The following is a 25,616-nucleotide window of genomic DNA, read 5'->3' as shown; positions in this document are numbered from 1 at the left end:
CCACTGTATGCGTGACAACATCAGGTCTGTGTCATCAGACCTTGACTTGGCGTTGCGTCTTGCGGCAACAGCCGACGCCATCACGTCCGACCGGTTCCGCGCGCTGGATCTGGTGGTCAGCCGGAAGCCCGACCGGACGCCCGTGACGGACGCGGACACCGCGGTCGAGGACGCCATCCGGGCCGTGCTCGCCGCCGAGGTCCCAGCCGACACCGTGGCCGGCGAGGAGCGGGGCGGCACCATTGGCACGGGCCGGACCTGGGTGATCGACCCGATCGACGGCACCAAGAACTTCCTGCGTGGCATGCCCGCGTGGGCGACGCTGATCGCCCTTGTCGACGGCGGGACACCGGTTGTCGGCGTGGTCAGCGCGCCGGCCCTGGGCCGCCGGTGGTGGGCTTCGGCCGGCGAAGGCGCGTACACGGACACCGGCCGCCGGCTGAGCGTGTCCGGTGTGGACGATCTTGACGACGCCTATGTGTCAACGACCGACCTGGGCTCGTGGGTGAAGTACCACTCGCGGGAGGCGTACCTGCGGTTGGTGGACGCCTGCTGGGAGAGCCGGGCGTTCGGCGACTTCTGGCAGCACTGTCTGGTGGCCGAAGGCGTGCTGGACGTGGTGGCCGAGCCGATCGTGAACCCGTGGGACGTGGCCCCTCTGCAAGTCCTGGTCGAGGAGGCCGGCGGCCGGTTCACCGACCTGGCCGGCGTCGCCACGTTCGAAGGCGGCTCGGCCTTGTCCACGAACGGCCGCTTGCACGACGCCGCCTTGGCCAAGCTCACCTCCTGAACTACGTCGGTGGCGTGTGCGGCCAGATCGTCCCGGACCGACACCCACGGTCAGCAATGGCAATAGCTAGGGTGCGCGGCCGCAGTTTGGTTGTCCGGTCCGGTTTTCCGGTCGGCCATGGTCGCGAGGCGGATGAGCCACGTGCCGAATTCCATGGCCTCGTCGGGGAGCATGTAAAGCCGGGAGCGATTGTGCGGCAGTGGCTCAATCGCGATTCGCGGGCCGATTTCACGGATGTGTTGGTGCAGGCAGGCGGTGATTTCGAAGGGAAGGAAGTCAGCCTCGCCGCCGAGTGGGCGTTCGCTCTTCAGCTCCATCTCACACATCTGTGTGCTGGACATGTGCACTCGCTCTTCGGCGACATCGCTGTCCGCGTGTACATCGCTGCACCACCATGGGCACGGTCCGGTCAGCCAGTAGGGACGCTGGTCCTGATCCGCGGCAAGTTGGATGGAGACGTCATGAATGGGCATTGGGATTGTTCCTCTTCCTGGACAGTGGGCCGATCCGTGGGCGTGCTGGCATAGGCGCGGTTGCAGCCGCCACACGGATCGGCAGTTGGTGCGCGGCGCGCTGACTCGTGGCGGGACCCCTGATCTCCGCCTGCGAGTGCCGCGCACCTGGCTGTGCAGTGTCAACGCAAGCGATGACGTCCGCGGCTGGCCTTCGCGCATTCCCGTGGGCCGCGGGTGCCGCGTTCCTGGCTGTACAGGTCAGTGAGCTTGTGCACTTCCACGAGGATCGCGTGGACGTCGTCGGCCGTATGCATCGCCTTGACAGTCTGATCCGCGATGCTCCTGATCTTGGCTTCATATATCTGTCCGAGAAGGACAGTCGCGATGGCGCCAGCGACTGAGCAGGCGGCAAGTGCTATCCACAGAGCCGTGATCATGGTTGCGGAATCTGCTTTCCCGGCGGTGAATCGCTGCGTTGCTCTGCCGTGGGTGCCCCGTCCCCTCCCGGGGACGGCAGGTCTTTCAGTGCCGCAACGACCTCGGCCAGCCTCCCGGTGTTCCCCCATACGACTTTGCCCTCTGAGCTGGTTCGCTTTGCCATGGCCGTGGACGGGCCAAGCACGGCGATGGTGTCGGTGTACGTCAGAGTAAGCTGCTGGGACGCGAGCTTCGCCGCCGCCGTGAGCTGGTCGGTGTGTCGCAGGACGAGGCGGCCAAGTACGCCGGCCTCAAGGGTGCCTCGATCAGCCGGATGGAGACTGGCAAACAGGCGATCCTGCCGCGTTCCGTGCGCTTGCTGTGCCAGCGGTACAACGTCGGCGCGCCGGACGTGGACATGCTCGTCCGGCAGGCCGAAGAGTCGAATGAACGGGCGTGGTACCAGCTGTATTCGGACACAGTGCCGCACTGGGTGGAGAGTTTCCTCGGCCTGGAGGCTGAAGCGACGGAGTTGTGGGTCTACGAGGCTGAGCTGGTGCCTGGCCTGTTGCAGACACCTGAATACGTGCGGGCGGTCGCGGCTGCCGCACAGCTTGATTCCACGGATGCCGAGATCGAACGGTCGGTGGAACTGCGACTTGCCCGGCAGCGGCGCCTGTCGTCCGACAATCCACCTCGGCTCCGAGCTGTGCTGAACGAAGCAGTCATACGGCGCACGGTCGGCGGGTACGGCACGATGGCGGCCCAGTTGCGGCGCCTGGTGGAGATGAACAGGCAGGGCAACATCGCCTTGCAGTTGCTCCCGTTCGATACCGGCGCGCATGTGGCCATGACTGGCGCGTTCACCATGCTGCGGTTCCCCGACGAGCTGGAGATGAACGCGGTGTTCCTCGAACACGACCATGGCGCCACGTCGGCGGAGCGGCCAGCCGACCTGGACCGGTACGGACGGATGTTCGACCGGCTGGCATCACAAGCTCTCAGCGTTGATCAGACGCAGCAGCAGCTCGCTAAGCTTGCGGAGGAGTACGTACGGGCGAGCGAGTGAGAGGGGTGCTTCATGACCCCGGAGTTGCCAGACGCGCGCTGGCGCAAATCCAGCTTCAGCGGTGGCACGAACGGTAACTGCGTCGAAGTGACCTTCGACTGTGGGGGCGCGATCCGCGACAGCAAGAACCCCAACGGGCCGGTGCTGTGCGTGAACATCGCACGAATGGTGTCGATGATCAAGAACGGCCACCGCTGATCCACCTGTGGTCCTTCCGGCCGTGAAGGTCTTTCGGCGGCAGGATGAGTGGTGTCGTAGGAAAGGCCAGCGTGGTCGCGGTGTTTCCGCGCCTTCGGTTCAAGACTGAGCTGTGACAGGAGCATTGCGCCGGCGGTGGGCACGGACGCGGTTGCGGACCCCGCAGATCTCGGCCGAGCACCACCGTCGCCGGCCACCCGGGTCGATGAAGAGCATGCCGCAGACCTCGTCCGCGCACTGCCGCAACGCGGCCGGCTCGGCGAGGTGTTCGGCGGCCTGGCGGGCGATCCGCGCCAACGCCTCCCGGCATGTCGCCGGCGGCCGGACGTGTCCGCCGGTCAGGGTCAACGGCCGGTCCTCGGCGAGGACCTCGTTGACCAGGCGGACGTGCCTGGCCGGCCAACGCTCGCCGCGGACCACCGCGAGTGCCAAGCCGCGCAAGGCCTCCCGCAGCGCACGGGCCCGCTCCAGGTCGTCCTCGGTCGGGTCGGCGGCCGGCCGCAGGTGCACCGTGGCCAGCCAGTCGCCGAGCAGGTCGACGCTGATCAGCCGCTCACGAGGGGCAGCACCGTAGGCGCCGCTGACCGTGGCCACCAGGTCCAGCCAGGTCGCTCCGGTCTCACTGCGCACCCACGATCCGTCCATCGGACCACGATACGTCAACGTGTAACGTGTCGACCTGTTACACTCGCCGTAACGGGTCAGACTGTTACATTTGGGGGCGGTCTCGTGCCGGTCTTGTTCATCCTCGTGTGGTCAAGCGGATACCTCGTGGGCACCATCGGTGCCCACAGTGGACCGCCGCTCGCCTTGCTGGCGTGGCGTTTCCTGTTCTCGTTCGTGATCCTGGGCCTGGTGGCGCTGGTGACCCGGGCGCCGTGGCCGCGTGAGCCGCGGGTGTACGCGCACCTGCTGGTCATCGGCGTCCTGATCCAGACGGTCCAGCTCGGTGGCACGTATCTCGGCCTGGGCCAAGGGGTTCCGGCCGGACTGTCGGCGTTGATCCTGTGCGCGTGCCCGCTCGTCGTGGCGGCGGCCGCGGTACCCCTGTTCCGGGAACGGCTCGTCGGGCGGCAGTGGATCGGTCTCGGAGTCGGCCTGGCCGGCGTGGTCATCTCGCTCGGCGACGGGATCGGCGGAACCGCCAACGCGGCAGGGTACGTGTTCACCGGGATCGCGTTGGCCGGGTTCGCGGCGGGAACGCTGTACCAGAAGGGTTTCGGCCAGTCCGTGGACCTGCGCAGCGGGATCACGATCCAGCTGTTCGGCGCCGTGGTGACGAGCTTTCCGTTGGCCGCCCTGCACGGCGGGCTCGACCTCCCGCTGACGTGGCCGTCCGTCGGCTCGCTGCTGTGGTTGTCGACCATCAACTCGATCGGCGGCTTCTCGCTGTTGTACCTGTTGTTGCGCAAGTACTCGGCCGGGCAGACGACCAGCCTGCTCTACCTGGTGCCGCCGGTGACCGCCCTGTTGGCGATTCCGTTGCTGCATCAAAGGCTGACGCTGAGCGTGCTGGTGGGCATGGCCGTGTCCGCGATCGGCGTGATCCTGGCACGCAACCGGCCCGATCGCCGCCGCTCGGGCGACGATCGGGCGAAGTCACCGACCGCTATCGGAAGTCGACCTGGTCCGGTTCGACGTCCGGCTGGACCGACGTGACCTGCGGCGCTGCCTCGGCCTTCGCCTGCGCGGCCGATCCGACCACCGGCAGCTGGAGCGACGTGTCCGCGAGGCTGACCGTCAGCCTCGGCAACCGGGCCGGGGCGACGATCGCGCTGCTGTCCGTGCCGGCGATCACCAGCGCCAGCCGGTGTCCCCGAGGCACGATATGGTCCGTTGTGGACAGCCGGAAGGTCATGGTGTACTTCGTGCCCGGCGTCAGCGGGCTGGTCTGGCTAAGCGACGCGTAGTTGGACAGGTCCGCCCAGCCACGGGAGAACACATACGCGTCCACATTGGACACCGTTGGCACGGTGTCCCTGTAGCAGGCGTCGTCGCCCGGACGGTTGTCACCCCAGCACGACTCCGTGGTGAGTGTCTGGATGCCCGCGCCGGCCGTGCTCCGGATCGTCGACGGGCCGTAGTCCACCAGGAACGCGGACAGGTGCGCGGTGGTTGTCGACGGGGTCGCGGCCACCGTGATCTTGCTGATCCCGGCGATCCGCATGTCGGACGTTAACGTGCCCGTGCTGTACAGGACCCGGCGGGACGACGTGCTCGTCGGCGCGGCGATGAAGCTCGCGGGTGTGCCGGAACCGTTGTCGGTGAAGGACGACGTGCCCGAACCGATCGCCGCCGACAACGTGCCGACCCCCGCCGTCGACCCGGCCACCGGGTGCACGGTCGTGGTCGCCGTGCCAGCCGGCGGCCAGACAGCCGTGTCGGACCACACGTCCGGCTGGCGTTCGACGGACACCTGCGGCTCGTTCTCGATGCCGTTCGGGACGTTCAGCAGCCACCGGTCGAACCACCGGTTGAGGGTCCGCACCCACTCCGCGCGCCGGTAGTCGAACGGATCCACGTGCCCGGTCTGCGACAGCCACAGCTTCCGCGGCACCGACGGCGGCAACGCGGCCAGCCACTGCCCCCAGTTCATCGGCTTCACGTTGAGGTCGAACGCGCCGTTCGCGGAGAACACGGCGGCCTTGACCTTGCTGGCGCTGCGCACGTAGTCCCGCTGCACCCACATCGGGGTCATGTCGCCGTTGGCGGGCGAACCCTGGGTCATCTCGTTGCGGACCGCGCCGCAGTTCGCCTGGGCGTTGGCGTTCTCGAACCCGGACGCGAGGCTGGTCGGCGTGCCGAACCCGGTGAACGCCACGCCGTCCGAGCGGAACCAGTCGTACCACGAACTGATCGCCGAGACCGGGACAATCGCCTTCAGCCCGTCCACGCCGGTCGCGGCCACCCCCTGGGTGACGCTGCCGTCCCACGACTTGCCGATCATGCCGACCGACCCCGTCGTCCACGACGCGGCGACCGGACTGCCGCCGGACACCGCCGAGTAGCCCGTCGCCCGGCCGTTCAACCAGTCGATCACGGACTTGCCGGTGGCGACCTCCGACCGGCCACCGGTGTCCATACATCCCTTGGACCGGTTGGTGCCGTTGAAGTCGACCAGCACCACGGCGTATCCACGCGGCACGAAGTAGTTGTCGTAGAACAGCGGGAACTTCACCGGTTTGCCGGCGGAGTCGTAGGTCTTGATCTCGCTCTCGTTGCCGCGGCCCGTGCTCTGGTAGTACGGGCTGGCCTCCAGGATCACCGGGACCTTCTGGTCGGTCGCCGGCCGGATGATGTCCGCGGCGACCCGGTCGCCAACCCCGTCACCGTCCAGATCAAGGCCGATGTCCACCCACACGGTCTCCCGGATGGCGTCGGCGAACGAGAACAGGGGCTGGGTGACGCCGTCCTTGAGGACGTAAGCCGGTTGGGCGGCCGAAGCCGGCGCGGCCGCCAGCCCGGACACCAACCCGATCAGACCAGCGACGACAAGCAGACCACGACGTGACATACCCAGCACGCTAGGTCAGCGGCCGGGACGCCCAGCAGAGCCGAACGTCGGGTACTACCTCGGGAATCCCGAGGAACGCCAGGCGCCTGGGCCGTGCGGCAACTGGGTTCGCAGCCGGGCCGACGGGTCGGACCACGCGGATCGCCGTGGCTCGGCACCGTCGTCGGCGGCTGGTGGCGGCAACGCGGCCACGACGGCTGTCAGGGCAGCGAGTTCCACGTCGTCCGGGGTGCCCCGGACGACCCGCAGCAGCGGCTGGTTCATCGACTTTCCTCCCTACAGGGGGATGTTGCCGTGCTTCTTGGGTGGCAGGGTTTCGCGCTTGTCCCGCAGCATCCGCAGCGCCCGTGCCACGTAGCCCCGGGTATATGAGGGTGGGATGACCGAGTCGACATAGCCGCGCTCGGCCGCCGCGTACGGGTTGAGCAGGGTGTCCTCGTACTCCTGCACCAGTTCCGCGCGGAGGGCTTCGACGTCCTGGCCGTCGTCGACGGCTTTGGCCAATGTCTTGCGGTGCACGATGTTCGCGGCGCCTTGGGCGCCCATGACGGCGATCTGGGCGGTCGGCCAGGCGAGGTTCATGTCGGCGCCGAGGTGTTTGGAGCCCATGACGTCGTAGGCGCCGCCGAACGCCTTGCGGGTGATGACGGTGACCTTGGGGACCGTGGCCTCGGCGTAGGCGTAGATGAGTTTGGCGCCGCGGCGGATGATGCCGTTCCATTCCTGGTCCGTGCCGGGCAGGAAGCCGGGGACGTCGACGAACGTCAGCACCGGCACGTTGAAGGCGTCGCACGTGCGCACGAACCGCGCGGCCTTCTCCGAGGCGTCGATGTCGAGACAGCCGGCGAACTGGGTCGGCTGGTTGGCGACCACGCCGACGGCGCGCCCTTCCACCCGGCCGAGGCCGACGAGCACGTTGGGCGCGAAGAGTGCGTGCACCTCAAGGAATTCGCCGTCGTCGAGCACGCGGGTGATCACCTCGTGCATGTCGTACGGCTGGTTCGGCGAGTCGGGGATCAGCGTGTCCAGTTCGCGGTCGCCGTCGGTCAGCGACTCCGCGACCGAGCCCGACTCGGCCACCGGGAACACCGGCGGGTCGGACATGTTGTTGGACGGCAGGAACGACAGCAGGTCCTTCACGTACGCGAACGCGTCGTCCTCGTCGGCGGCCAGGTAGTGGGCGTTGCCGGACTTGGTGTTGTGCGTGCGGGCACCGCCCAGCTCCTCGAACGTCACCTCTTCCCCGGTCACGGTCTTCACCACGTCCGGCCCGGTGATGAACATCTGTGAGGTCTGGTCGACCATCACCACGAAGTCGGTGAGAGCGGGCGAGTAGACGTGTCCGCCCGCGTTGGCGCCCATGATCAGCGAGATCTGTGGGATCACGCCGGACGCGCGGGTGTTGCGCATGAAGATCTCGCCGTACAGGCCGAGCGACACCACACCTTCCTGGATGCGCGCGCCGCCGCCCTCGTTGATGCCGATCACAGGCCGCCCGGTCTTGATCGCCAGGTCCATCACCTTGACGATCTTCTCGCCGTACACCTCGCCGAGCGCGCCGCCGAACACCGTGACGTCCTGGCTGAACAGGCACACCGGTCGGCCGTCGATGGTGCCGTACCCGGTCACCACGCCGTCGCCGTACGGGCGGTTCTTCTCCAGCCCGAAGTTCGTCGAGCGGTGCCGCGACAGTTCGTCCAGCTCGACGAACGAACCCGGGTCGAGCAGCGCGTCGATCCGCTCCCGGGCGGTCTTCTTGCCCTTGGCGTGCTGCTTGTCCACCGCCCGCGCGGAGCCCGCGTGCACCGCCTCGTCATTGCGGCGGTAAAGGTCCGCGAGCTTTCCGGCCGTGGTGTGGATGTCCGGGTCGCCCTCGGGGGCCTCCCCCATCGGCTTCGTGGCGCTGCTCATGGCCAGGGAGCCTAGCCAGACCCGGTGAGCATTGGTTTCGCGCCGTTGCCCACGTCACCCTTAGGGTCATTCTGTGGACAGAGACGAGCTGACGCGGCGCCTGGTACATCCGAATGGTCCGTATGCCGGCATCGAGGTCGTGGCCGCCACCGGCTCGACCAACGCGGATCTGCTGGCCAGGCCGGACCCGGTGGACCGGACCGTGCTGATCGCCGAGGAGCAGACCGCGGGCGAGGGCCGGCGTGGCCGGTCGTGGATCTCGCCGAGCGGCGGCCTCTACCTGAGCGTCCACTACCGGCCCGGTGTGCCCGCGCACCGGTTGCCCTGGCTGACGCTGCTCGCCGGGGTCGCGCTGGTGAACGTGGCCGCGAGCGTCGGCGTCAGCGCCGGGCTGAAGTGGCCGAACGACCTGCTGCTGGGTCCTGACCAGCGCAAAGGCGCCGGCGTGCTGGCGTCCACGCACGAACACGGCATCGTGCTCGGCATCGGGTTGAACGTGCGGCCGCTGCCTGGCGACGTCCCGTTGGCGCCCGGCGGCCTGCAGCCCACGTCACTGGCCGACGAGGGCGCGGACGAGGCGGACCGGACCGAGCTGGCCGTCCGGCTGCTGACCGAACTGGACCGGTGGGAGGCGCCGTGGCGGGACGCGAACGGCGACCCGCTCGTCAGCGGGCTGCACGAGGAGTACGCCAGGCACTGCGTGACGCTGGGCCAGGAGGTCCGGGTGGAGCTGGCCGGCGACGTCGACCTGCTGGGCACCGCCCGCTACCTTGAGGCGGACGGCACGCTTGTGGTCCGCGACGGGGCCGGCCATGATCATGTTGTACCTGCCGGTGACGTCGTGCACCTAAGGGCAACCGGAGGGGGTGGGCGGCCCCGTTAGGGGGTCGGCGAAAGGGCACTGTAAGCGAAGATTCACAGTCCGGCACCCTGGACGTGGTCCGCGCGGGTACGGTATGGCCGTCATCGGCGCTGACCGGAGGAACCACCGTGGCCTATCCAGACGACCTGCTCAGCGAAGGCGAGCGCGTCGTGATCCACAAGCACCCGCACTGGAAGATGCTCCTGCTGCCGTACATCGTGCTGATCATCACGCTCGGTGTGGGCATCTGGCTGGCGATCCTCGCGCAGGACCTGTCGTGGAAGACAGTCGCGTGGATCGCGATCGGCGCCGTGGCGCTGATCCTCATCGTGTGGCTGTTCTTCATACCGTTCCTGCGGTGGCGGACCACCCACTTCATCGTCACCACCGACCGGGTGATGGCCCGGGAGGGCGTGATCAACCGGACCGGCATCGACATCCCGCTGTCCCGGATCAACAGTGTTCGGTTCGAGCACGGGCTGATCGACCGGATCGTCGGCTGCGGCACGCTGATCGTCGAGTCGGCGTCCGACGAGCCGCTGGAGTTCGACGACATCCCGCAGGTGGAGCGGGTGCACTCGCTGCTCTACCGGGAGGTCAACGACAACCCGGACGACGACTTCAAGGCGCGGGAGCGCCATCAGCAGCGGTACGAGCAACAACAAGAGCAGCCGCCGCCCGGCTACCAGGGCCGTTAGTTGGCCGCCACGGGCCTGCCGGCCGTAGTCCCGTCCGTGGCCGCCCTTCCGGAGGAAGTCACCATCTGGGAGGTCGGTCCGCGGGACGGGCTGCAGAACGAGAAGTCGATCGTGGACGTGCGGGTCAAGCTGGAGTTCCTGGACCGGCTGGCGGACGCCGGGCTGCGCGTCCTTGAGGCCACCAGCTTCGTGCACCCCAAGTGGATCCCGCAGCTCGCGGACGCCGAAGAGCTGCTCGCCGGCCTGTCCAAACGGGACGGTGTGGCGTATCCGGTGCTGGTGCCGAACGAGCGTGGGCTGGACCGGGCGCTGGCCGCCGGGGTGGAGCACATCGCGATCTTCGCCTCCGCCACCGAGACGTTCGCGGCCCGCAACCTCAACCGGACGCTCGACTCGCAGTTCGAGATGTTCGACCCGGTGGTCACCCGCGCCCGCGCCGAAGGCCTGCGGGTGCGCGGGTATCTCTCGATGTGCTTCGGCGACCCGTGGGAGGGTGTGGTCCCGGCCGACCAGGTGGTCGCCGTGGGCAGGCGCCTGCTGGACATGGGATGTTCCCAGCTGTCGTTGGGGGACACCATCGGCGTGGCCACGCCGGGCCAGGTCGAGGCCCTGATCGCGGGCTTCGGCGACCCGGCCGCGTTGGCCGTGCACTTCCATGACACGTACGGCCAGGCGTTGGCCAACACCCTCGCCGCGCTCCGATCCGGAGTATCCACAGTGGACTCGTCGGCCGGCGGTCTCGGCGGCTGCCCGTACGCCGAGTCGGCGACCGGCAACCTGGCCACCGAGGACCTGGTGTGGATGCTCGACGGCCTGGGCCTCAGGCACGGCGTCGACCTGGCGAAACTGGCCGACACGAGCGTGTGGATGGCCGAACGGCTGGGCCGGCCGAGCCCGTCCCGCGTGGTCCAGGCGCTGCGCGGTTGACCGTGCGCGTCGTCGAACTGACCGAGCGGACCTGGCCCGCGTTGGAGTCGCTGTTCGGTCCGAACGGAGCGGTCGCCGGCTGCTGGTGCATGTGGTTCCGCAAGACCAGTCCGGAGTTCAAACGGGACTCCGGCGAAGCCAACCGCGAGGACGCCCGCAAACTCGCCGAGTCCGACGAGCCCGCCGGTCTGCTCGCCATCGAGGGAACGACCGCGGTCGGCTGGGTCGCGGTCGCGCCCCGGCCGGTCTACCGGCGGCTGGACCGTTCGCCGATCGCCAGACCGGTCGACCCGGCCGAGGACCTCAGCCGGGTCTGGTCGGTCACCTGCTTCTTCATCCATCGGTCCGCGCGCGGCCGTGGCGTCGCACGTACGCTGCTCGACGAGGCCGTGCGACACGCGGTCCGACACGGCGCGTGGATCGTGGAGGCGTACCCGGTGGACACCCAAAGTGGGACGATGAGTTCGGGTGAGCTTTACCACGGCACCCTGTCGATGTTCACCGACGCCGGGTTCACGCTGGTGGAACGCAGGGGCACGCGCCGCGGGCTGGTCCGCAAAACGGTCGGGTGACGCAGGGAACCGGATCGGATCGGCTGGCGTCCAACGCCTGACCGAGCAGTATGTCCTCCCGGAGGTGGCCGTGGCTTCCGATCATCAGGCGCAAGTGGACGAACTGCTCGCCGACTACCGGCGCAGCCGGGACCGGCTGGCGGACATGCAACGGTCGCTCGCGGCCGTGAACGAGTCCGTCACCAGCTCGGACGGCCTGGTCAAAGCCACTGTCGGCGCGCACGGAACGCTGACCGACCTGGTCATCGCGGACGCCGCGTACGTCCGGACGAGCCCGTCGGACCTGGCGAAACTCATCGTCCGGACGGCCGCCGCGGCGGCCACCAAGGCGTCCGAGACGGCGAACCGGACGGTCAGCCCGCTGCTGCCCGTGCACACCGACCCGGCCGCGTTGCTCGCCGGCCGCGCCGACCTGACCCCTGCCGAACTGGCGCCGCCGGCGCGACGCGCGGACGACGACAGCTTCGAGGACGTGAGCTGGATGGACGGGGGCCGGTCGTGAACGACGGCTTCCGGTCCGACCACGAGACGCTCGCCCGGCACGCTGGGGAGTTCGACGGGCACGCCGAACAAGCCGGCCGGATCGCCGGGGACCTGACCCACACGCTGGACGCGCTGGGCAAGCCATGGGGCGACGACGAGGTCGGCCAGAGCTTCGCGTCCGTCTACTCCGGACCGTCCGAGCAGACGCGGACCGGCCTGGACGCCGCCGCCGGCCACCTCACCGACATGGGTACCCGACTGCGGACGATGGCCGCCGCGTACCGGGACGTCGACACCGACACGCGCCACCGACTCGACAAGGCGTGACGACATGGGTATCGAACTGCCGCCTGAACTGGCCGAGGTAGCGGCGCGGACCGGCGTCAAGTGGCCAGCGGCGGACGAGGACAGGATGCGTGCGGCCGCCCAAGTGTGGCGGGACACCGGGACCAGGCTGACCACCTTGACCAAGGACGCGGACACGTCCGCCCAATCAGCGCTGCGCACCACCGAAGGCGCGGGCGCGGACGCCGCCCGGACCCACTGGAACGGGTACGTCAAACCCGACACCGGCCACCTCACCGCGGTCGCCCAAGGCTGCACGACCGCCGCCGACCACCTGGACCACGCGGCCGAACAGGTCGGCGCGGCCAAGCTGGCGATCGTCCGCAACCTGGTCCCGTTGGCCAACCACAAGGACGTCGCCGAGCACGCGGCCGCGGCCGGGCACCCGACAGCGCTGCTCGGCCTGGACACGGCGGTGAAAGGAACAGCCGCCAACGTGGCCAACGTCCACCACACCCTGATGTCCGCGGTCCAGCCGGCCACAGGCGCGGTCGTGGACACCACGCACACGCTCGTCGACCCGAGCCCTGGCGCGCACGGACCACTGAAGATGGTGGAAGGCGTGGCGGGCGGCGCTCACCACTTGGTCCACGACACCGGAAAAGCCGTGCAGGCCGCGGCTGGCCCCGACGCTGGCCAAGTGGTTCAGAACACCGGGAACACGGTCCAGACCCTGGCCGGTTCCGCGAACCAGATGGTCCAGGGTGTGGCCGGCCCAGGGAACCACGGTCACCACGGCATTCTCGACACGGCCACCGGCACTGTGCAGGGCGGGCTGGACTCGCACGCGGGTGGCCAGGCAGCCGGTGCCCACGGCGGACCGGACCCGCTCGCGGGCGGCCACGGGGCATCGAACCCGCACGGCGGGCCACCTGGCCTGCTTGGTTCCGCCACCGGCAGCGTCGGCGACGCGGTGGATTCCGTTGTCGGCGGCCACGGGACTCCGGCTTCGCATGGCGGCCCGGTGTTCGATCACGGCGGGCCCGAGCCGTCGACCGGGCCCATCCCCATGCAACCCGGGCACGTGCTCCCCCACGACCTGCCGACCCCGCCGACGGGCGTCCCGATCGTCCCCGACCACACCGTGCACGCCGCCGCGGCGACCCCCGCCGTGCTGGACGTGCCACCGGCCGCCTCTGGTCCGGTGGCCGCCCCTGGTCCGGTGGCCGGTGCCCCGACCGGCGGCGGTGGCGGTCCCCAGTTCGTCACCAACAGCCCAGCGCCCACAGCACCTCCCGGGTCGTCGGCCCCTGTCGGCGGCCCGACCGCCGCACCCCCGGCTGGCCCCGCGCCCGGCCCACGAGCCCAAGCCCCCGTTGTCGGCGGTCCGGTGCCGACGGCGGTTCGCGGCGAGGCGCCCGGACCGGCGGTCATGCCGGTCGACCAGGGCAGACAGCAGGCACCGGCCGCCACGCCCGTCCCCGCGCACATGGCGTCGGCGAAACCGGACCAGGACACGGTTCTGGCGATCTGGCTGGTCCGGATGTTCCCGATCGGGCACATGCCGGTCGCCACCGGCCGCCCGGCCCGCCAGCTGCCGCCGCCGAGCCCGGAGTACGACTACGCGCCCGGGATGCGGTTCGAACCCCACGACCACCCGGAGTCGGATCTGATCTCGGACACCGAGACGTTCCCGACCGAACTGCCGTCGCCGCCGCTTGAGGACCCGGTCGTCGACGGCCTCGCTGTCGGCTACGACTCGTTGGGCGGGCAGAACGAACGCGACTGGGACCGTCGGTTCGTGGTCCGCCCCGGCGCCGGACGGGCCACAGTGGACACCGAGTACGCCTGGCCGCCGAGCGAACTGTTCCCGGAGGGCGCGACCGCGCCGGGCGAACCGGAGGTGCTCGACCCGGGCACGGTGATCGACCGGTTCGGCATCCCGGACGGCCGGGTCTTCGCGGCCGACTCGACCGCGTTCGACCGGCGCGCGTTGCCCCCGTCCCACCTGCGCGCGGGCTACCGGCGCTACCAGGTCCTGCGCCCACTGCCGGTGTGGCGCGGGATCTCCGCCGCCTGGTTCGCCCAGCCCGGCGGCGGCGTGCGCTACCGAACTGTGTATCCGGCGCAGGACCTGGTCGCGCTCGGCTACCTCACCGAGGAGTTCACCGATGAAAGCTGAGACGATCACCAGCTGGCTGGACGCCGTGGGCATCCCGGCGGAACTGGTCTCGGTGGGCACAGAAGCCGACAACACCTGGTGCCTGATCCGCGACGAACACCCGGACGAGAACGGCGTCACCGGCTGGGAGGTGTTCTGGCGTGAACAGGGCAACCGCTACGACTGGGCCAGGTTCACCAACGAGCAGGTCGCCTGCCACTACCTGTTCGGCCGGCTGACCTGGGCCCAGGTGGCCCGGGGCGCGGTCGGCGTGCTCAAGCCGGACACCCTGGACTAAAGATGGCGGCCGAAGAAGTCGGCCACCCGGTTGTGGATCCGCGGCACCGACCGTTCCGGCGCGATGGCGCCGATCAGGGTGTTCCGTTGCTCCTGGGTCATCAGCCCGGCGGCCTGGAACTGGGCGGCCATCGAGCCGAAGTCGCTGAAGACCCAGTGGTTCGCGTCGGTCAGTCGTCGTACTGTGGTACGGCAAGGGGATTTGGCGAGCATCGCGTTCCAGCCGTGGTCGTACCGGGGGGTGCGGTAGCCGTCAGTGCCGAACAACAACAAGGGGCGGTCGGTTCCGTTCGCCGCTACCGGAAGCAGGTCACCGAACGTCTGTTGTGGACTGTCCGGCAGGTAGTCGAGGAAGCCTTCCAGGTTGACCGCGGCCTTGATCCGCGGGTCCTCGTACATCGTCTCGGCGGCAGTCGACCCGCCGATCGAGTGGCCGTATATGCCGACGCGACGCATGTCGAGCGCACGCGAAAGACCGGCAGGCAGCCGCCGGAGTTCCGCGTCCGGGTTCTGGCCGTTCGCCAGCGTTGTCAACGAGTCCAGCACGAACCTGGTGTCCGCGATCCTGGTGGTGAGGATGTCCCGGAAGACCTTCGGATCGACTGCCGGGCTACTGGTCAGGTCGATGATCCGGACGCCTTGGCCGGGAATGTCCACCTCAGTGGTCTCACCGGGACTGTCGATGGCGACCACGATGTACCCGCGGCTGGCCAGGTCCTCGGCCAGGCTGGTGCCCAGGGTCCGCGGGTCCGCGGTCGCCGGGCTGTACAACAGAACCGGGTGTCGCGTCGCCCGCGCGGGGGCGCCGACGTGCGCGTGGGACATCGTCGCCGCCCAGTCGACCCCGGCTTTCGGGAGTTCGGGGTGGGTGAAGGCGACGTCGACCCTCGGGAACTGCTCCGCGGCGGCCGCGGTCATCTGCGACGCGAGCGGGTACCCGCGGACGTCGGCCGCCGGGTAGAAGACCGTTGTCATGACGTCACGGACGGGGTACTTCGCCGGCTTCCACGGGTCGGGCCGACTGTGGTCGACGAGGTGCAGGTCGGTCACGCCGACCGGGAACGGGCCCGTCGGTGGCGGCAGGTGCGGTACGAAGGGGTCGGCCGCGTGCGCGACACCACCGCCCATGATCAACAAACTGGCTGCGAACACAGCTGTCCTACGGTACATTTTCTTGTTATCTCCTTATTTCGCGGTAAAATCTGTCAAAGCCCGGCTGATGTAGTCCCAAAGCTCGTCGCCGACGCCGAGATGGCCCGCGTCAACGTCCCCCAACACCTCAAGGCCGTGCTCGCGGAAGAAGCCATTCATGGACGCCACGATCTCCATGTCGCCACCCGCGAACGTCTGGATGACCCTGACCAGACGCGCGGCCGTCTCCCGCACGGCCGGACTGTCGACGGGGTCGTTCGCGTGACAGTGCTCGGCCAGCCTGGCGAGCACCTGCGGCCACTCGACGTCCAACTGCTTCTGGCCGTCCTGTCCAAGTGACTCCCACTGGTCACTCAGGGCCATCCGCTGCTGCTTGGTCAGCGAGTCCTGGAAGATCCCGTTGCGGCCCAGTTGGGCGAGCAGTGTGCCGGTATCGGGCAACTCCGTGTCGTCGAGATGTTCCAGCAGCTCACCGACCTGGCGCCGGAGCATGGACAGCCGCCAGACCTCGTCGTCCAGTTCGTCCGCGCGGCGGTTCAGCACGTCGCGCAGCGCCTCCGGTTCGGCCAACACCGAACCGATCGAGTCCAGCGACATGCCCAACTGGCGCAGCAGGCGGATCCGGTACAGCCGGTGCAGGTCACGCTCGGTGTACCTGCGATGCCCCGCACGAGTCCGTTCGCTGGGCGTCAGCAGGCCCAGTTCGTCATAGTGGTGCAGGGTCCGCACAGTCAGGCCGGTCGCCTTGGCGAGCGCACCGACACTCCATCGCGGCTGGTCAACACCCCCGGTTCCAGTCACAGCACCACCGTAAGACCTCACGTTGGGTGAGGTTCAAGGACTTTGACGGTTGCCGCCCCAGTCCCGAAGGCCTTATAGTCCACGTGGAATATTTACCCGAGACTAATCCAGTAGGAACCATGTTGGGACCGAAGCTGACGCCGCTGGCGTTGATGGTGTTGGAGCTGCTCACCGAGCGGGAGCTGCATCCCTACGAGATGCGCCAGCTGCTGCTCGAGCGGCGCCGGGACAGGCACGTCAAGATCACCCCCGGCTCCCTCTACCGGACGGTCGAGCGGCTCGCCGAGGACGGCCTGATCGAGGTCGTGGAGACCAGCCGGGCCGGCAGACGGCCGGAACGAACCGTGTACATGGTCACCGAGGCGGGCTCGGACGGGTACGCCGAACAGCTGCGCGAGATGCTCGCCATCCCGGCGGACGAGTATCCGCAGTTCCCGGCGGTGCTCGCGTGCGTGCACTACCTGTCCAAAGAGGACGCCCTGACCGGACTGAACCAACGTCGGATGCAGCTGGAGGCCGGCGTCGCCGCCTACGACGCCGTGATCGAACGGCTGGGCAAGGGCGAGGCGCCGCCGGTCTTCTGGATCGACGTCCAGTACCGCCAGGCCATGCAGCTGGCCGAGCTGCGGTGGGTCGAGCAGACCATCGACGACCTGACATGGGACCGGCTGGACTGGCCCGCAGGGGAGGAACGATGACCAGGAAGTACCACCCATGGGCCGCGCTTTCCGCGCTGTGCCTCGGCTTCTTCATGATCCTGCTGGACAGCTCGATCGTGAACACCGCGGTGCCGGCCATGATCACCGGCCTGCACGCCAGCCTGAACGAGATCTTCTGGGTGAACAGCGTCTACCTGCTCACCTTCGCCGTCCCGCTGTTGCTGTCCGGCCGGCTGGGCGACCGGTTCGGGCCGCGCCGGATGTACGTGTTCGGGTTGATCGTGTTCACGCTCGCGTCCCTGTGGTGTGGGTTCGCCGACAGCGCGACCGCACTGATCATCGCGCGGGCCGTCCAGGGGCTCGGCGCGGCGGCACTGACACCGCAGTCGATGGCGTTCATCGTGCACCTGTTCCCCACCAACCGCGGTGCCGCCATGGGCATGTGGGCCGCGGTCGCCGGTGCGGCCACAGTCTCCGGCCCGGTGATCGGCGGCCTGGTCGTGCAGTCGATCGGCTGGGAGTGGATCTTCTTCGTGAACGTGCCGGTCGGCGTGGTCGCGTTGGTGCTCGTCTTCACCCTCGTGCCGAACTGGCAGCCCAAGCACAGCCACCGGTTCGACGTGCCGGGCATCCTGCTCAGCTCGCTCGGCCTGCTGGCACTGGTGTTCGGCCTGCAGAACGGCCAGCAGTACCACTGGGGCACGGTGTTCGGCGGGGTGACGATCACCGAGATCCTCCTCGGGGGCGTGGCCTTGCTCGTCGCGTTCGTGTTCTGGCAGGCACGCAACAAGAGAGAACCGTTGCTGCCATTGGCCTTGTTCACCAGCAGGTCGTTCTCGTTCGGCAACATGACGAACCTGTGCATCGGCTTCGCCATGACCGCCCAGTTCATCCCGATCATGATCTTCCTGCAGTCGGTGCGTGACCTGACCCCGTTGGAGGCCGGGCTGTTCTCGGCGCCGGTCGCGGTGCTGGCCGGCGTGCTCGGCCCGTTCGCCGGGCGGCTGTCCGACCGGATCAACGGCAAGTACATCGTGATGGTCGGGCTGGCCGTGTACGCGCTCGGCATCGGCAGCCTCTCGCTATTCGCCGCGCCGGACGTGAACCTGCTCCTGTTCGTGCCCGGCATGGTGTTGAACGGCATCGGGATCGGGCTGATCTTCAGCCCGTTGAGCGCGACGGCCATCGCCGGTCTGCAGCCGCGGATGATGGGCGCCGGGTCCGGGATCTTCAGCATGTCCCGGCAGATCGGCAACCTGCTCGGCAGCGCCGGTGGAGCCGTACTGCTGCAGGCCAGGCTCGCGGCCACGATGCCGGACGCGATCGCGACCCAGGCGGCGACCCTGCCCGCGGACGTGCGCCCCCAGTTCGTGAGCGCGATGGCCAAGTCCGTCAACGGAATCCCGGCCGGCCTGCCGGAGAACCTGCGGCACGCGGCGGACACGGCGTTCCAGGACGGGTTCGCGACCGCGATGTCGCAGACGCTCCTGCTGCCGGCGGGACTGCTTGTGCTCGGCTTGTTCTTCTCGTCCCGGATGCGGAACCGGGCTCAACCGCCGCAGCCGGTGGTGGCTCCGGCCCGACCCGCTGAGAAGATCGCCGAGCCCGCTTGACAGCCAAGGTCCGGTCTGACGCGACCCCAGTCGCGTCAGACCGGACCTTTGTGACTACACCGGCAGACTCTCCGCGCAGTCGACGATCGTCTCGGCAAGCGGCCGCGGCAGCCAACCAAGGACGTTCTTCGCCTTGTCGGTGCTGTAAGTGGTGCGTCTGCCCAGTTCGCCGACGACCTGCTTCAGTTCGCTGTCGAACTTCGCGGCCAGCCGGACCGCGATGTCGGGCAGCCTGCGGGTCGGCACCTTCGCCGCCGCCGGCCCCAGCCGCGCCCGCAGCACGTCCGCGACCTCCGCGATCCACAGGAATCCCGCGTCCGCCAGGAACCTCTGGCCGGCGGCCGCCGGTTCGAGCATCGCCCGGACGTGCAGCGCGGCCACGTCCCGGACGTCGACGAACGAGAAACCCAGCCGTGGCAACCCAGGCATCTCACCCTTCAACAGCCGCGACACGATCAGCAGCGAGTACGCGAGGTTCGGGCCCCGCACCGGCCCCAGCATCGCGCTCGGTGCGATCGTCACCAGCTTGTCGCGGATCCCGCGCTCCGCGACGAAGTCCCACGCGGCCTGTTCGGCGAGGATCTTCGAGCGTATGTAGGGCCGTGCCGTGGCCGGGTCTGTCCACTGTGTCTCGTCGCGCCCGATCGTGCTGCTCGACGACGTCAGCACCACGCGGGAGACACCGGCGTTGAACGCCGCCCGCAGCACACGTAACGCGCCGTCTCGCGCGGGCCGGATGAGTTCCTCGGGGTCTTTCGGTTCCGTACGCGGGAAAGGCGACGCGACATGCAGCACGTACTCGCACCCGTCGACGGCTTCCGCCCAACCGTCGTCGGAACCGAGGTCCGCACGGACGACGGGAACCGGTGACGAGACACGGCGGGTGGCGTCGCGCACTGTCGTCCGCACGTCGTATCCCCGGTCGAGCAACTCACGAACACACCAGCCGGCAAGGAATCCCGAACCCCCGGTCACCAACACGGTCATGACGCCACCCCACAGTCAGGGGACACCAGGAATCCGTGGTTCTGGATGTCCCACCGGGCGAACGGACTGCCGCACACCCACGACACGAACTTCCGGAGCGACACCGGGACCGTGCCGTCGGCGCCCTTGCGGACCACGAGCCACTCCGGGATCCGGAACGAGGCCGGAATGCCCTGGACACCGGGAACCTGGCCGTAGTTGACCTCGACCCGACCGGTGCCGGGGTTGAACACGGTCGGCGGCGCGCCGTCCATGTTCCCCAGCCGCAGCGAGCCGTGGACGTCGGCGATGCCGTACACCGCCTGCCCGATGTACTTGCCGATCGAGTAGAACGCGAGCGCGTTCGGGTTGTCCTTCACCTGAGGTGTGGTCCCATCGTCCTGTTGGGACACTCCGACACACGGGCCGATGTGGTCGATGCCGGCGATGATGTGCAGCAGGTTCGCCAGGCCAGGTCCGGTTTCCGGCAGGTACGGCTGGATCGTGTCGTGGGACGTGCCGCCGACCTGGTCCCAGGTGGTCACGTCGCATTCGAGGATGTCGGCCACCTGGCGCAAGGTCAGTGTCGGCGGCGCGTTCGTGACCTTGTTCGCCGCCCAGTCCAGGCCGTCGTTCGCGATCGGATAGAAGACGCTGTCAGCGGGCGCGCCGGGTGACCGTGGCGCGACCGACCGCGCGAAGTCGATGCAGGGACTGCCGTTCGCGGCGGTCTGGCGGGTGGCCAGCGCGCGGATGCCCGGCGACGAGCCGTTCGGCCGGGCGATCGGCGCGCAGCCGGCCTTCAGGGTGACGGTCGGCGATCCGGTCGCCCAGTAGGTGACGACCGGGTCGCGATGGTAGTCGGCGGCGAACGAGTCGAAGAGCGTCTCGGTGGTGTCGCTGCCCAGTCCCACGATCGTGGCGGACTGGGTCGCGTCGGCCGTGCCCACCCCAGTGAGGACCAACAGCGCGGACATGGCCGCGGCCAGCTTGAATGTGGTCATGGCGTCTGTTTACACTCGTATATGTACAGTCGTCAACTTAGCGCTGAGTAGGCTCTCAGCCGTGACCACGAGCCGACCCCGCAGCCGCCGTGGCTCCGGCGAGGAGCTGCGCGACGCCCTGATCGCGGCCACGGTCGACCTGCTCGACACCAAGGAGCTGGACGACCTGTCGGTACGCACGGTCACCGGGGCGACCGGCGTCAGCCCGACCGCGATGTACCTGCACTTCGCCGACCTGGCAGCGCTGCTGCACGAGGTGAAGAAGCGGTTCTTCGCCACCCTCGCCGAACGCCTGCGGGCCGCGGCTACCGCGGAAGACGTCCACGAACGACTGCGCACCCTGGCGCACGCGTACCTCGGCTACGCCAGGGACCATCCCGGGCACTACGCGGTGATCTTCCACGCGGACAAGCGGACCGACGCCGCCCCGGATCCGCCCGAAGACGTTGTGGCAGCGGGCTTCGCGGCGTTCGAGCCGGTCATGGCCGCGGTCCGGGAGGCCTTGCCGGACCGTCCACAGGAGACCTTCGAGGTCGCGGTCGAGCTGTGGCTGGGCCTGCATGGCCGGGCTCAGCTGAGCGCCGCCATGCCGTGGTTCGACCTGCCCGACCAGGATCGATATGTCGACAGGCTGATCACTCGGATCCTCTAGAGCGTGCCCCGTGGGCCCGGCTCTCGCGATCGTGGCCCACGGGGCACGCTCTAGGGTGCCTGTGTGCGTTTCGTACTCGCGTCGGCATCCCCTGCCCGGCTCGGCGTGCTCCGGCAGGCCGGCATCGACCCTATCGTCCAGGTGTCCGGTGTCGACGAGGAGGCCGTCACCGCCGCCCTGCCCGACGCCACCCACCAGGAACTGGTCACCGCGCTGGCCGAGGCCAAAGCCGAAGCCGTGGTGGACCTCGTCGCCCGGGACCACCCCGACTCGGTGATCGTCGCCTGCGACTCGATGCTGTCGCTGAACGGCGAGATCCTCGGCAAGCCGGGCACCCCCGAACGCGCCCGGGAACGCTGGGCGGACATGGCCGGCAACGCCGGCGACCTGCTCACCGGCCACGCCGTGATCCGGCTGACCGGCGGCGCGGTCAGCGGGTCCGTGGCCGGCTGGGAGAGCACGGTGGTCCGGTTCGACAAGCCGACCGCGGCCGAACTGGACGCCTACATCGCCAGCGGCGAACCGCTCGACGTGGCCGGCGCGTTCACCATCGACGGCCGGGGCGGCTGGTTCGTGGAGAGCATCGACGGCAACGCGAGCAGCGTGATCGGCATCAGCCTGCCGCTGACCCGTCGGCTGCTGACCGAGGTCGGCGTGAGCGTGGCCGACTTCTGGTGACGCCTCAGCAGGGCTCGTGCAGCTGGGCCGGGGACGGTTTGACGGTGGGCCAGCCCGGCAGCAGGTTCAGCCGGTTCACCGGCCTGGTGCAGCCCTTGTCGGTGCCGTCCAGCGTGAACACCTGGGCGTAGTACCCCTTCTGGGCGACGATCACCTCGGCCGTGGTGTCGTTGTTGATGTCCGCCAGCGCCAGGTAGCCGGCGTCGGAGTAGTACGGCGTCTCGGTGGTCTGCCACTTGCCGGACCGGCCGACCATGACCTCGCCCACGGTGCCGCCGGCCGGGTCCTCACCGCGCACCAGGCATGCCTGCAGCGAGCCCGGCACGCACTGCAGCGAGTTGCCGGTCAGGGCCGCGCCCCGGTCGGTGATGGTCACGTCGATCACCACCTCGTCGCCGATCTTCAGCCGGCCGGAGTGGCCGCCAGCTTCCGCGTACAGGTCGATCCTGGTGGTGCCGATGGCCGCGGTGGCGACAACCGAGCAGGGCTCGGCATGGCACACGCTCGCGGCGCTCGGCGGCGGCTGGGGCGTGTTGGGTGGCGACGACGCGGACGAGGCGGACTTGGTCCGCAGGACGTACGCCCCGCCGATGGCCGCCAGGACCACGACGACGGCGACCACGATGGTGACGATCGCCGAACGTGATCTCACTCGCTCCTCCCCGGACCCGGATAGGGGGACACTACTGGCAAGGTAAGGGTTCAACGTGGCCTTGCTCGCAGTTGGGCGGTTGGCGGCCGCCGTAAACTGCCCTGAAGCCCAGCACTAGGAGGAGCGCGTGCCCGAGTCGGCGAGCATCAGCACCGCGGGGGATCTCGCTTCGCTGCACAAGGTACTCATCGCCAACCGTGGGGAGATCGCGGTCCGGGTGATCAGGGCCTGCCGCGACGCCGGGCTGACCAGCGTCGCCGTGTACGCGGACCCGGACAGGGACACGCCGTTCGTCCGGCTGGCCGACGAGGCGTTCGCGCTGGGCGGCAGCACGCCAGGCGAGTCGTACCTGTCGGTGGAGAAGCTGCTCGACGTGGCCAAGCGCGCGGGGGCGGACGCCGTCCATCCGGGTTACGGGTTCTTGTCCGAGAATGCCGACTTCGCGCAGGCGGTGCTGGACGCCGGACTGGTGTGGATCGGCCCGGGCCCACAGGCCATCCGGGACCTGGGCGACAAGGTCACGGCCCGGCACATCGCGATGCGGGCCGGCGCGCCGCTCGTGCCCGGCACCAAGGATCCGGTGAACGGGCCGGCCGAAGTGGTCGCGTTCGCCGAGGAGCACGGCCTGCCGGTGGCCATCAAGGCCGCGTTCGGCGGCGGCGGGCGTGGCCTGAAGGTGGCCCGCACGCTGGAGGAGATCCCCGAGCTGTTCGACTCCGCGGTCCGCGAGGCGGTCACCGCGTTCGGACGGGGCGAGTGCTTCGTCGAGCGGTACCTGGACAAGCCGCGGCACGTGGAAGCCCAGGTGCTGGCGGACAAGCACGGCAACGTGATCGTGGTCGGCACGCGGGACTGCTCGCTGCAGCGCCGGCACCAGAAGCTCGTGGAGGAGGCGCCCGCGCCGTTCCTCACCGACGAGCAGCGCAAGACCATCCACACGTCGGCACGGGCGATCTGCAAGGAGGCCGGGTACTCCGGCGCCGGCACGGTCGAGTACCTGGTCGGCCAGGACGGTGTGATCTCGTTCCTCGAAGTGAACACCCGGCTGCAGGTGGAGCACCCGGTCAGCGAGGAGACCACCGGCATCGACCTGGTCAGGGAGATGTTCCGGATCGCCGACGGCCAGCCGCTGCGCTGGACCGAGGACCCCGAGCCGCGCGGTCACTCGTTCGAGTTCCGGATCAACGGCGAGGACGCCGGCCGCAACTTCCTGCCCGCGCCGGGCACAGTGACCACGTTCGTGGCGCCGGACGGCCCGGGGGTGCGGGTGGACGCCGGCGTCGAGTCCGGTTCGGTGATCGGCGGCCAGTTCGACTCGTTGCTGGCCAAGCTGATCGTCACCGGGGAGAGCCGCGCGGAGGCCCTGCGCCGGGCCCGGCGCGCGCTCGACGAGCTGGTGGTCGAGGGCATGGCCACGGTCGTGCCGTTCCACCGGGCGATCGTGCGGGACCCGGCGTTCGTCGAGTCGTTCACCGTGCACACCCGGTGGATCGAGACCGAGTTCGACAACCGGATCGAGCCGTTCGGCGGGTCCGGCGAGGCCGCCGAGGATGAGCAGCCGCGGCAGACGGTCGTCGTGGAGGTCGGCGGGCGACGGCTGGAGGTGTCCCTGCCCGGCGACCTGGCGATCTCGTCCGGCGGCGGCGCGCAGGCGTCCGCGCGGACGGCCAAGCCACGCAAGCGCGGCGGCGCCAAGGGCGCGGCGGCGGTGTCCGGCGACGCGGTGACCGCGCCGATGCAGGGCACGATCGTCAAGATCGCGGTCGAGGACGGCCAGCAGGTCGAAGCCGGCGACCTCCTCGTCGTCCTGGAGGCGATGAAGATGGAGAACCCGGTCAGCGCCCACAAGTCCGGCACGGTCACCGGACTCGCCGTGGCCAGCGGGGAGACCGTGACCCAAGGTAGCGTTCTGTGTGAGATCAAGGACTGACTCTCCCTACACTTGAACCATGGCAGCGGGTGACGGGAACGTCCGGATCGGCACCACGGAACGTGAGGAAGCCTTCCGGGCGTTGGCCGAGCACATGGCGGAGGGCCGTCTGGACGTCGCCGAGTACGACCAGCGGTGCGCGCAGGCCGCGGCGGCCAAGACCAGAGGCGAGCTGGCCGCGATCTTCGCCGACCTGCCCGAGCCGAACCCGCTGAAACACCACCAGCGGCCGCGGCCGGTTCCGGTGCCGGCGGCACCGCTGGTCCGCCACGAGCCGCCGAGGAAACGGACCACCGTCGTCGTGGTGGCCGCAGTAGTCGTCGCCATCGGCGCGATCGTCACGGTCACCGCGATCTTGGGCGAGTGGTGGGCGCTGATCCCCGCGTTGCTCATCATCGCCGTGCTTGCCATGGTCTCCTAGGATCCGTCCCATGGTGGAGGCCCGATTCATGAATCTCAGGGTCGGCGACGCGGAACGCGACGAGTCCGCCCGGCTGCTCTCCGAGCACTTCGGTGCGGGCCGGATCTCCCCCGCCGAACACGAGGAGCGTCGGGCGAAGGCGATGTCGGCGGTCATCCGGTCGGAGCTGGAGGTCCTGTTCGAGGACCTGCCCGCGCCGCATCCGGACATGTCCGCGGCCCAACCGCCCGCGCGGACGGACAGCGGCGAGGCCCTCCGGGAGACCCGGCTCAGCAACGCGCTGATCCTGATGGCCGGCATCCTGTTCATCGGCGGTGTGCCCGCGTCCTTCGTGTTGGGATTCACCTCGGGCCTGTGGTGGGTGTTCCTTCCGGTGTTCGGCGGGGTGTTCGTGATCGGCGGCGCGTCCGAGTTGGCCAAGCGGCGGCGACTGCAGGACTGATGTCACG

Annotated in this window: 30 protein-coding genes; 19 read left to right on the top strand and 11 right to left on the bottom strand. The window is 69.2% G+C overall.

From position 1 onward, the window contains the following. The first annotated feature begins 7 nt into the window (after positions 1–7). The gene (gene hisN, locus EV192_RS06950; RefSeq protein WP_132112140.1) at positions 8–790 is read left to right on the top strand and encodes a histidinol-phosphatase; all 783 of its coding nucleotides are present in this window, start codon (positions 8–10) and stop codon (positions 788–790) included. A gap of 50 nt (positions 791–840) precedes the next feature. Here the strand turns inward: hisN and EV192_RS06945 are convergent, their stop codons facing one another. Together EV192_RS06945 and EV192_RS54610 are read right to left on the bottom strand one after the other, a co-directional pair. Next, positions 841–1,263 carry a DUF6907 domain-containing protein gene (locus EV192_RS06945; RefSeq protein ID WP_132112138.1) on the bottom strand — a complete coding sequence of 141 codons (423 nt, stop codon included), beginning with the start codon at positions 1,261–1,263 and terminating at the stop codon, positions 841–843. Between the two features lie 161 nt (positions 1,264–1,424). Continuing rightward, positions 1,425–1,682 (bottom strand): hypothetical protein, encoded by a 258-nt coding sequence (locus EV192_RS54610; RefSeq protein WP_132112136.1) that lies wholly within the window; start codon positions 1,680–1,682, stop codon positions 1,425–1,427. Between the two features lie 215 nt (positions 1,683–1,897). On the opposite strand from EV192_RS54610, the gene EV192_RS06935 reads away from it, so the two are divergent. Beyond that, positions 1,898–2,731, top strand: a complete 834-nt coding sequence (locus EV192_RS06935) for a helix-turn-helix domain-containing protein (protein ID WP_341770850.1) — start codon at positions 1,898–1,900, stop codon at positions 2,729–2,731. A 12-nt stretch (positions 2,732–2,743) separates the two neighbouring features. Next, positions 2,744–2,929: a DUF397 domain-containing protein gene (locus tag EV192_RS06930; protein WP_132112132.1), complete on the top strand. Its 186-nt coding sequence runs from the start codon at positions 2,744–2,746 to the stop codon at positions 2,927–2,929. A 99-nt stretch (positions 2,930–3,028) separates the two neighbouring features. Here EV192_RS06930 and EV192_RS06925 read toward each other — a convergent pair whose 3' ends face one another. Further along, a complete protein-coding gene (locus EV192_RS06925) occupies positions 3,029–3,574 on the bottom strand; it encodes a CGNR zinc finger domain-containing protein (RefSeq protein ID WP_132112131.1) in 546 nt (181 codons plus the stop codon). A gap of 84 nt (positions 3,575–3,658) precedes the next feature. Between EV192_RS06925 and EV192_RS06920 the strand changes: the two genes are divergently transcribed. After that, a complete protein-coding gene (locus EV192_RS06920) occupies positions 3,659–4,588 on the top strand; it encodes a DMT family transporter (protein WP_279492891.1) in 930 nt (309 codons plus the stop codon). Here the strand turns inward: EV192_RS06920 and EV192_RS06915 are convergent. Genes EV192_RS06915 through EV192_RS06905 form a run of 3 tightly spaced genes read right to left on the bottom strand, consistent with a single transcriptional unit; the run spans position 4,539 to position 8,354 of the window. After that, positions 4,539–6,443 (bottom strand): Xaa-Pro dipeptidyl-peptidase, encoded by a 1,905-nt coding sequence (locus EV192_RS06915; protein WP_132112127.1) that lies wholly within the window; start codon positions 6,441–6,443, stop codon positions 4,539–4,541. The two genes, EV192_RS06920 and EV192_RS06915, sit on opposite strands and share 50 nt — an antisense overlap. A gap of 54 nt (positions 6,444–6,497) precedes the next feature. Beyond that, the gene (locus EV192_RS06910) at positions 6,498–6,707 is read right to left on the bottom strand and encodes an acyl-CoA carboxylase subunit epsilon (RefSeq protein ID WP_132112125.1); all 210 of its coding nucleotides are present in this window, start codon (positions 6,705–6,707) and stop codon (positions 6,498–6,500) included. A 12-nt stretch (positions 6,708–6,719) separates the two neighbouring features. Then, entirely contained in the window at positions 6,720–8,354 is a 1,635-nt protein-coding gene (locus EV192_RS06905) for an acyl-CoA carboxylase subunit beta (protein ID WP_132112123.1), read from the bottom strand. Positions 8,355–8,427: 73 nt separating this feature from the next. Between EV192_RS06905 and EV192_RS06900 the strand changes: the two genes are divergently transcribed. From EV192_RS06900 to EV192_RS06865, 8 genes are all read left to right on the top strand, one after another. After that, positions 8,428–9,237, top strand: a complete 810-nt coding sequence (locus tag EV192_RS06900; RefSeq protein ID WP_243726668.1) for a biotin--[acetyl-CoA-carboxylase] ligase — start codon at positions 8,428–8,430, stop codon at positions 9,235–9,237. Positions 9,238–9,344: 107 nt separating this feature from the next. After that, positions 9,345–9,914 (top strand): PH domain-containing protein, encoded by a 570-nt coding sequence (locus EV192_RS06895; RefSeq protein ID WP_132112121.1) that lies wholly within the window; start codon positions 9,345–9,347, stop codon positions 9,912–9,914. Next, the gene (locus tag EV192_RS06890) at positions 9,915–10,841 is read left to right on the top strand and encodes a hydroxymethylglutaryl-CoA lyase (protein ID WP_132112119.1); all 927 of its coding nucleotides are present in this window, start codon (positions 9,915–9,917) and stop codon (positions 10,839–10,841) included. A 2-nt stretch (positions 10,842–10,843) separates the two neighbouring features. Continuing rightward, entirely contained in the window at positions 10,844–11,413 is a 570-nt protein-coding gene (locus EV192_RS06885; protein WP_243726719.1) for a GNAT family N-acetyltransferase, read from the top strand. A 70-nt stretch (positions 11,414–11,483) separates the two neighbouring features. Then, on the top strand, positions 11,484–11,915 hold the full coding sequence (locus tag EV192_RS06880; RefSeq protein WP_132112115.1) for a YbaB/EbfC family nucleoid-associated protein: 432 nt from the start codon (positions 11,484–11,486) through the stop codon (positions 11,913–11,915). Next, positions 11,912–12,223 carry a WXG100 family type VII secretion target gene (locus EV192_RS06875; protein WP_132112113.1) on the top strand — a complete coding sequence of 104 codons (312 nt, stop codon included), beginning with the start codon at positions 11,912–11,914 and terminating at the stop codon, positions 12,221–12,223. The genes EV192_RS06880 and EV192_RS06875 overlap by 4 nt, the downstream gene beginning before the upstream one ends. Positions 12,224–12,227: 4 nt before the next feature. Beyond that, positions 12,228–14,363, top strand: a complete 2,136-nt coding sequence (locus EV192_RS06870) for a TNT domain-containing protein (RefSeq protein WP_243726667.1) — start codon at positions 12,228–12,230, stop codon at positions 14,361–14,363. Next, positions 14,353–14,640: a hypothetical protein gene (locus EV192_RS06865; protein ID WP_132112111.1), complete on the top strand. Its 288-nt coding sequence runs from the start codon at positions 14,353–14,355 to the stop codon at positions 14,638–14,640. The genes EV192_RS06870 and EV192_RS06865 overlap by 11 nt, the downstream gene beginning before the upstream one ends. Here the strand turns inward: EV192_RS06865 and EV192_RS06860 are convergent. Continuing rightward, complete coding sequence (locus tag EV192_RS06860; protein ID WP_243726666.1) at positions 14,637–15,791, bottom strand: alpha/beta hydrolase; 1,155 nt, start codon at positions 15,789–15,791, stop codon at positions 14,637–14,639. The genes EV192_RS06865 and EV192_RS06860 overlap by 4 nt on opposite strands. A 33-nt stretch (positions 15,792–15,824) precedes the next feature. Then, positions 15,825–16,592, bottom strand: coding sequence for a MerR family transcriptional regulator (locus EV192_RS06855; protein WP_132112107.1), 768 nt, complete (start codon positions 16,590–16,592; stop codon positions 15,825–15,827). 119 nt (positions 16,593–16,711) lie between these two features. Between EV192_RS06855 and EV192_RS06850 the strand changes: the two genes are divergently transcribed. Together EV192_RS06850 and EV192_RS06845 are read left to right on the top strand one after the other, a co-directional pair. Then, positions 16,712–17,290 carry a PadR family transcriptional regulator gene (locus EV192_RS06850; protein ID WP_132112105.1) on the top strand — a complete coding sequence of 193 codons (579 nt, stop codon included), beginning with the start codon at positions 16,712–16,714 and terminating at the stop codon, positions 17,288–17,290. Continuing rightward, a complete protein-coding gene (locus EV192_RS06845) occupies positions 17,287–18,864 on the top strand; it encodes a DHA2 family efflux MFS transporter permease subunit (RefSeq protein WP_132112103.1) in 1,578 nt (525 codons plus the stop codon). Before EV192_RS06850 ends, EV192_RS06845 begins: the two co-directional genes overlap by 4 nt. Before the next feature lie 54 nt (positions 18,865–18,918). On the opposite strand, the gene EV192_RS06840 is transcribed toward EV192_RS06845, so the two are convergent. Both EV192_RS06840 and EV192_RS06835 read right to left on the bottom strand, forming a co-directional pair. Next, positions 18,919–19,851 carry an NAD-dependent epimerase/dehydratase family protein gene (locus EV192_RS06840; RefSeq protein ID WP_132112101.1) on the bottom strand — a complete coding sequence of 311 codons (933 nt, stop codon included), beginning with the start codon at positions 19,849–19,851 and terminating at the stop codon, positions 18,919–18,921. Further along, complete coding sequence (locus EV192_RS06835; RefSeq protein WP_132112099.1) at positions 19,848–20,834, bottom strand: PstS family phosphate ABC transporter substrate-binding protein; 987 nt, start codon at positions 20,832–20,834, stop codon at positions 19,848–19,850. Before EV192_RS06835 ends, EV192_RS06840 begins: the two co-directional genes overlap by 4 nt. Before the next feature lie 61 nt (positions 20,835–20,895). Between EV192_RS06835 and EV192_RS06830 the strand changes: the two genes are divergently transcribed. Both EV192_RS06830 and EV192_RS06825 read left to right on the top strand, forming a co-directional pair. Next, positions 20,896–21,486: a TetR/AcrR family transcriptional regulator gene (locus EV192_RS06830; protein WP_165960229.1), complete on the top strand. Its 591-nt coding sequence runs from the start codon at positions 20,896–20,898 to the stop codon at positions 21,484–21,486. Between the two features lie 63 nt (positions 21,487–21,549). Further along, positions 21,550–22,164 (top strand): Maf family protein, encoded by a 615-nt coding sequence (locus EV192_RS06825; RefSeq protein ID WP_132112095.1) that lies wholly within the window; start codon positions 21,550–21,552, stop codon positions 22,162–22,164. 4 nt (positions 22,165–22,168) lie between these two features. Here the strand turns inward: EV192_RS06825 and EV192_RS06820 are convergent, their stop codons facing one another. Beyond that, positions 22,169–22,816 carry a hypothetical protein gene (locus EV192_RS06820; RefSeq protein ID WP_132112093.1) on the bottom strand — a complete coding sequence of 216 codons (648 nt, stop codon included), beginning with the start codon at positions 22,814–22,816 and terminating at the stop codon, positions 22,169–22,171. Between the two features lie 127 nt (positions 22,817–22,943). On the opposite strand from EV192_RS06820, the gene EV192_RS06815 reads away from it, so the two are divergent. Genes EV192_RS06815 through EV192_RS06805 form a run of 3 tightly spaced genes read left to right on the top strand, consistent with a single transcriptional unit; the run spans position 22,944 to position 25,609 of the window. Then, entirely contained in the window at positions 22,944–24,746 is a 1,803-nt protein-coding gene (locus EV192_RS06815) for an acetyl/propionyl/methylcrotonyl-CoA carboxylase subunit alpha (RefSeq protein ID WP_243726665.1), read from the top strand. Between the two features lie 19 nt (positions 24,747–24,765). Continuing rightward, positions 24,766–25,167: a DUF1707 SHOCT-like domain-containing protein gene (locus EV192_RS06810; RefSeq protein WP_132112091.1), complete on the top strand. Its 402-nt coding sequence runs from the start codon at positions 24,766–24,768 to the stop codon at positions 25,165–25,167. A gap of 10 nt (positions 25,168–25,177) precedes the next feature. Next, a complete protein-coding gene (locus EV192_RS06805; RefSeq protein WP_132112089.1) occupies positions 25,178–25,609 on the top strand; it encodes a DUF1707 SHOCT-like domain-containing protein in 432 nt (143 codons plus the stop codon). Positions 25,610–25,616: the final 7 nt, after the last annotated feature.

The sequence above is a fragment of the Actinocrispum wychmicini genome (assembly GCF_004345645.1).
Taxonomy (GTDB): domain Bacteria; phylum Actinomycetota; class Actinomycetes; order Mycobacteriales; family Pseudonocardiaceae; genus Kibdelosporangium; species Kibdelosporangium wychmicini.
Note: the sequence above shows the minus strand (reverse complement) of the source record. Positions and strands in the feature narration are given on the sequence as shown.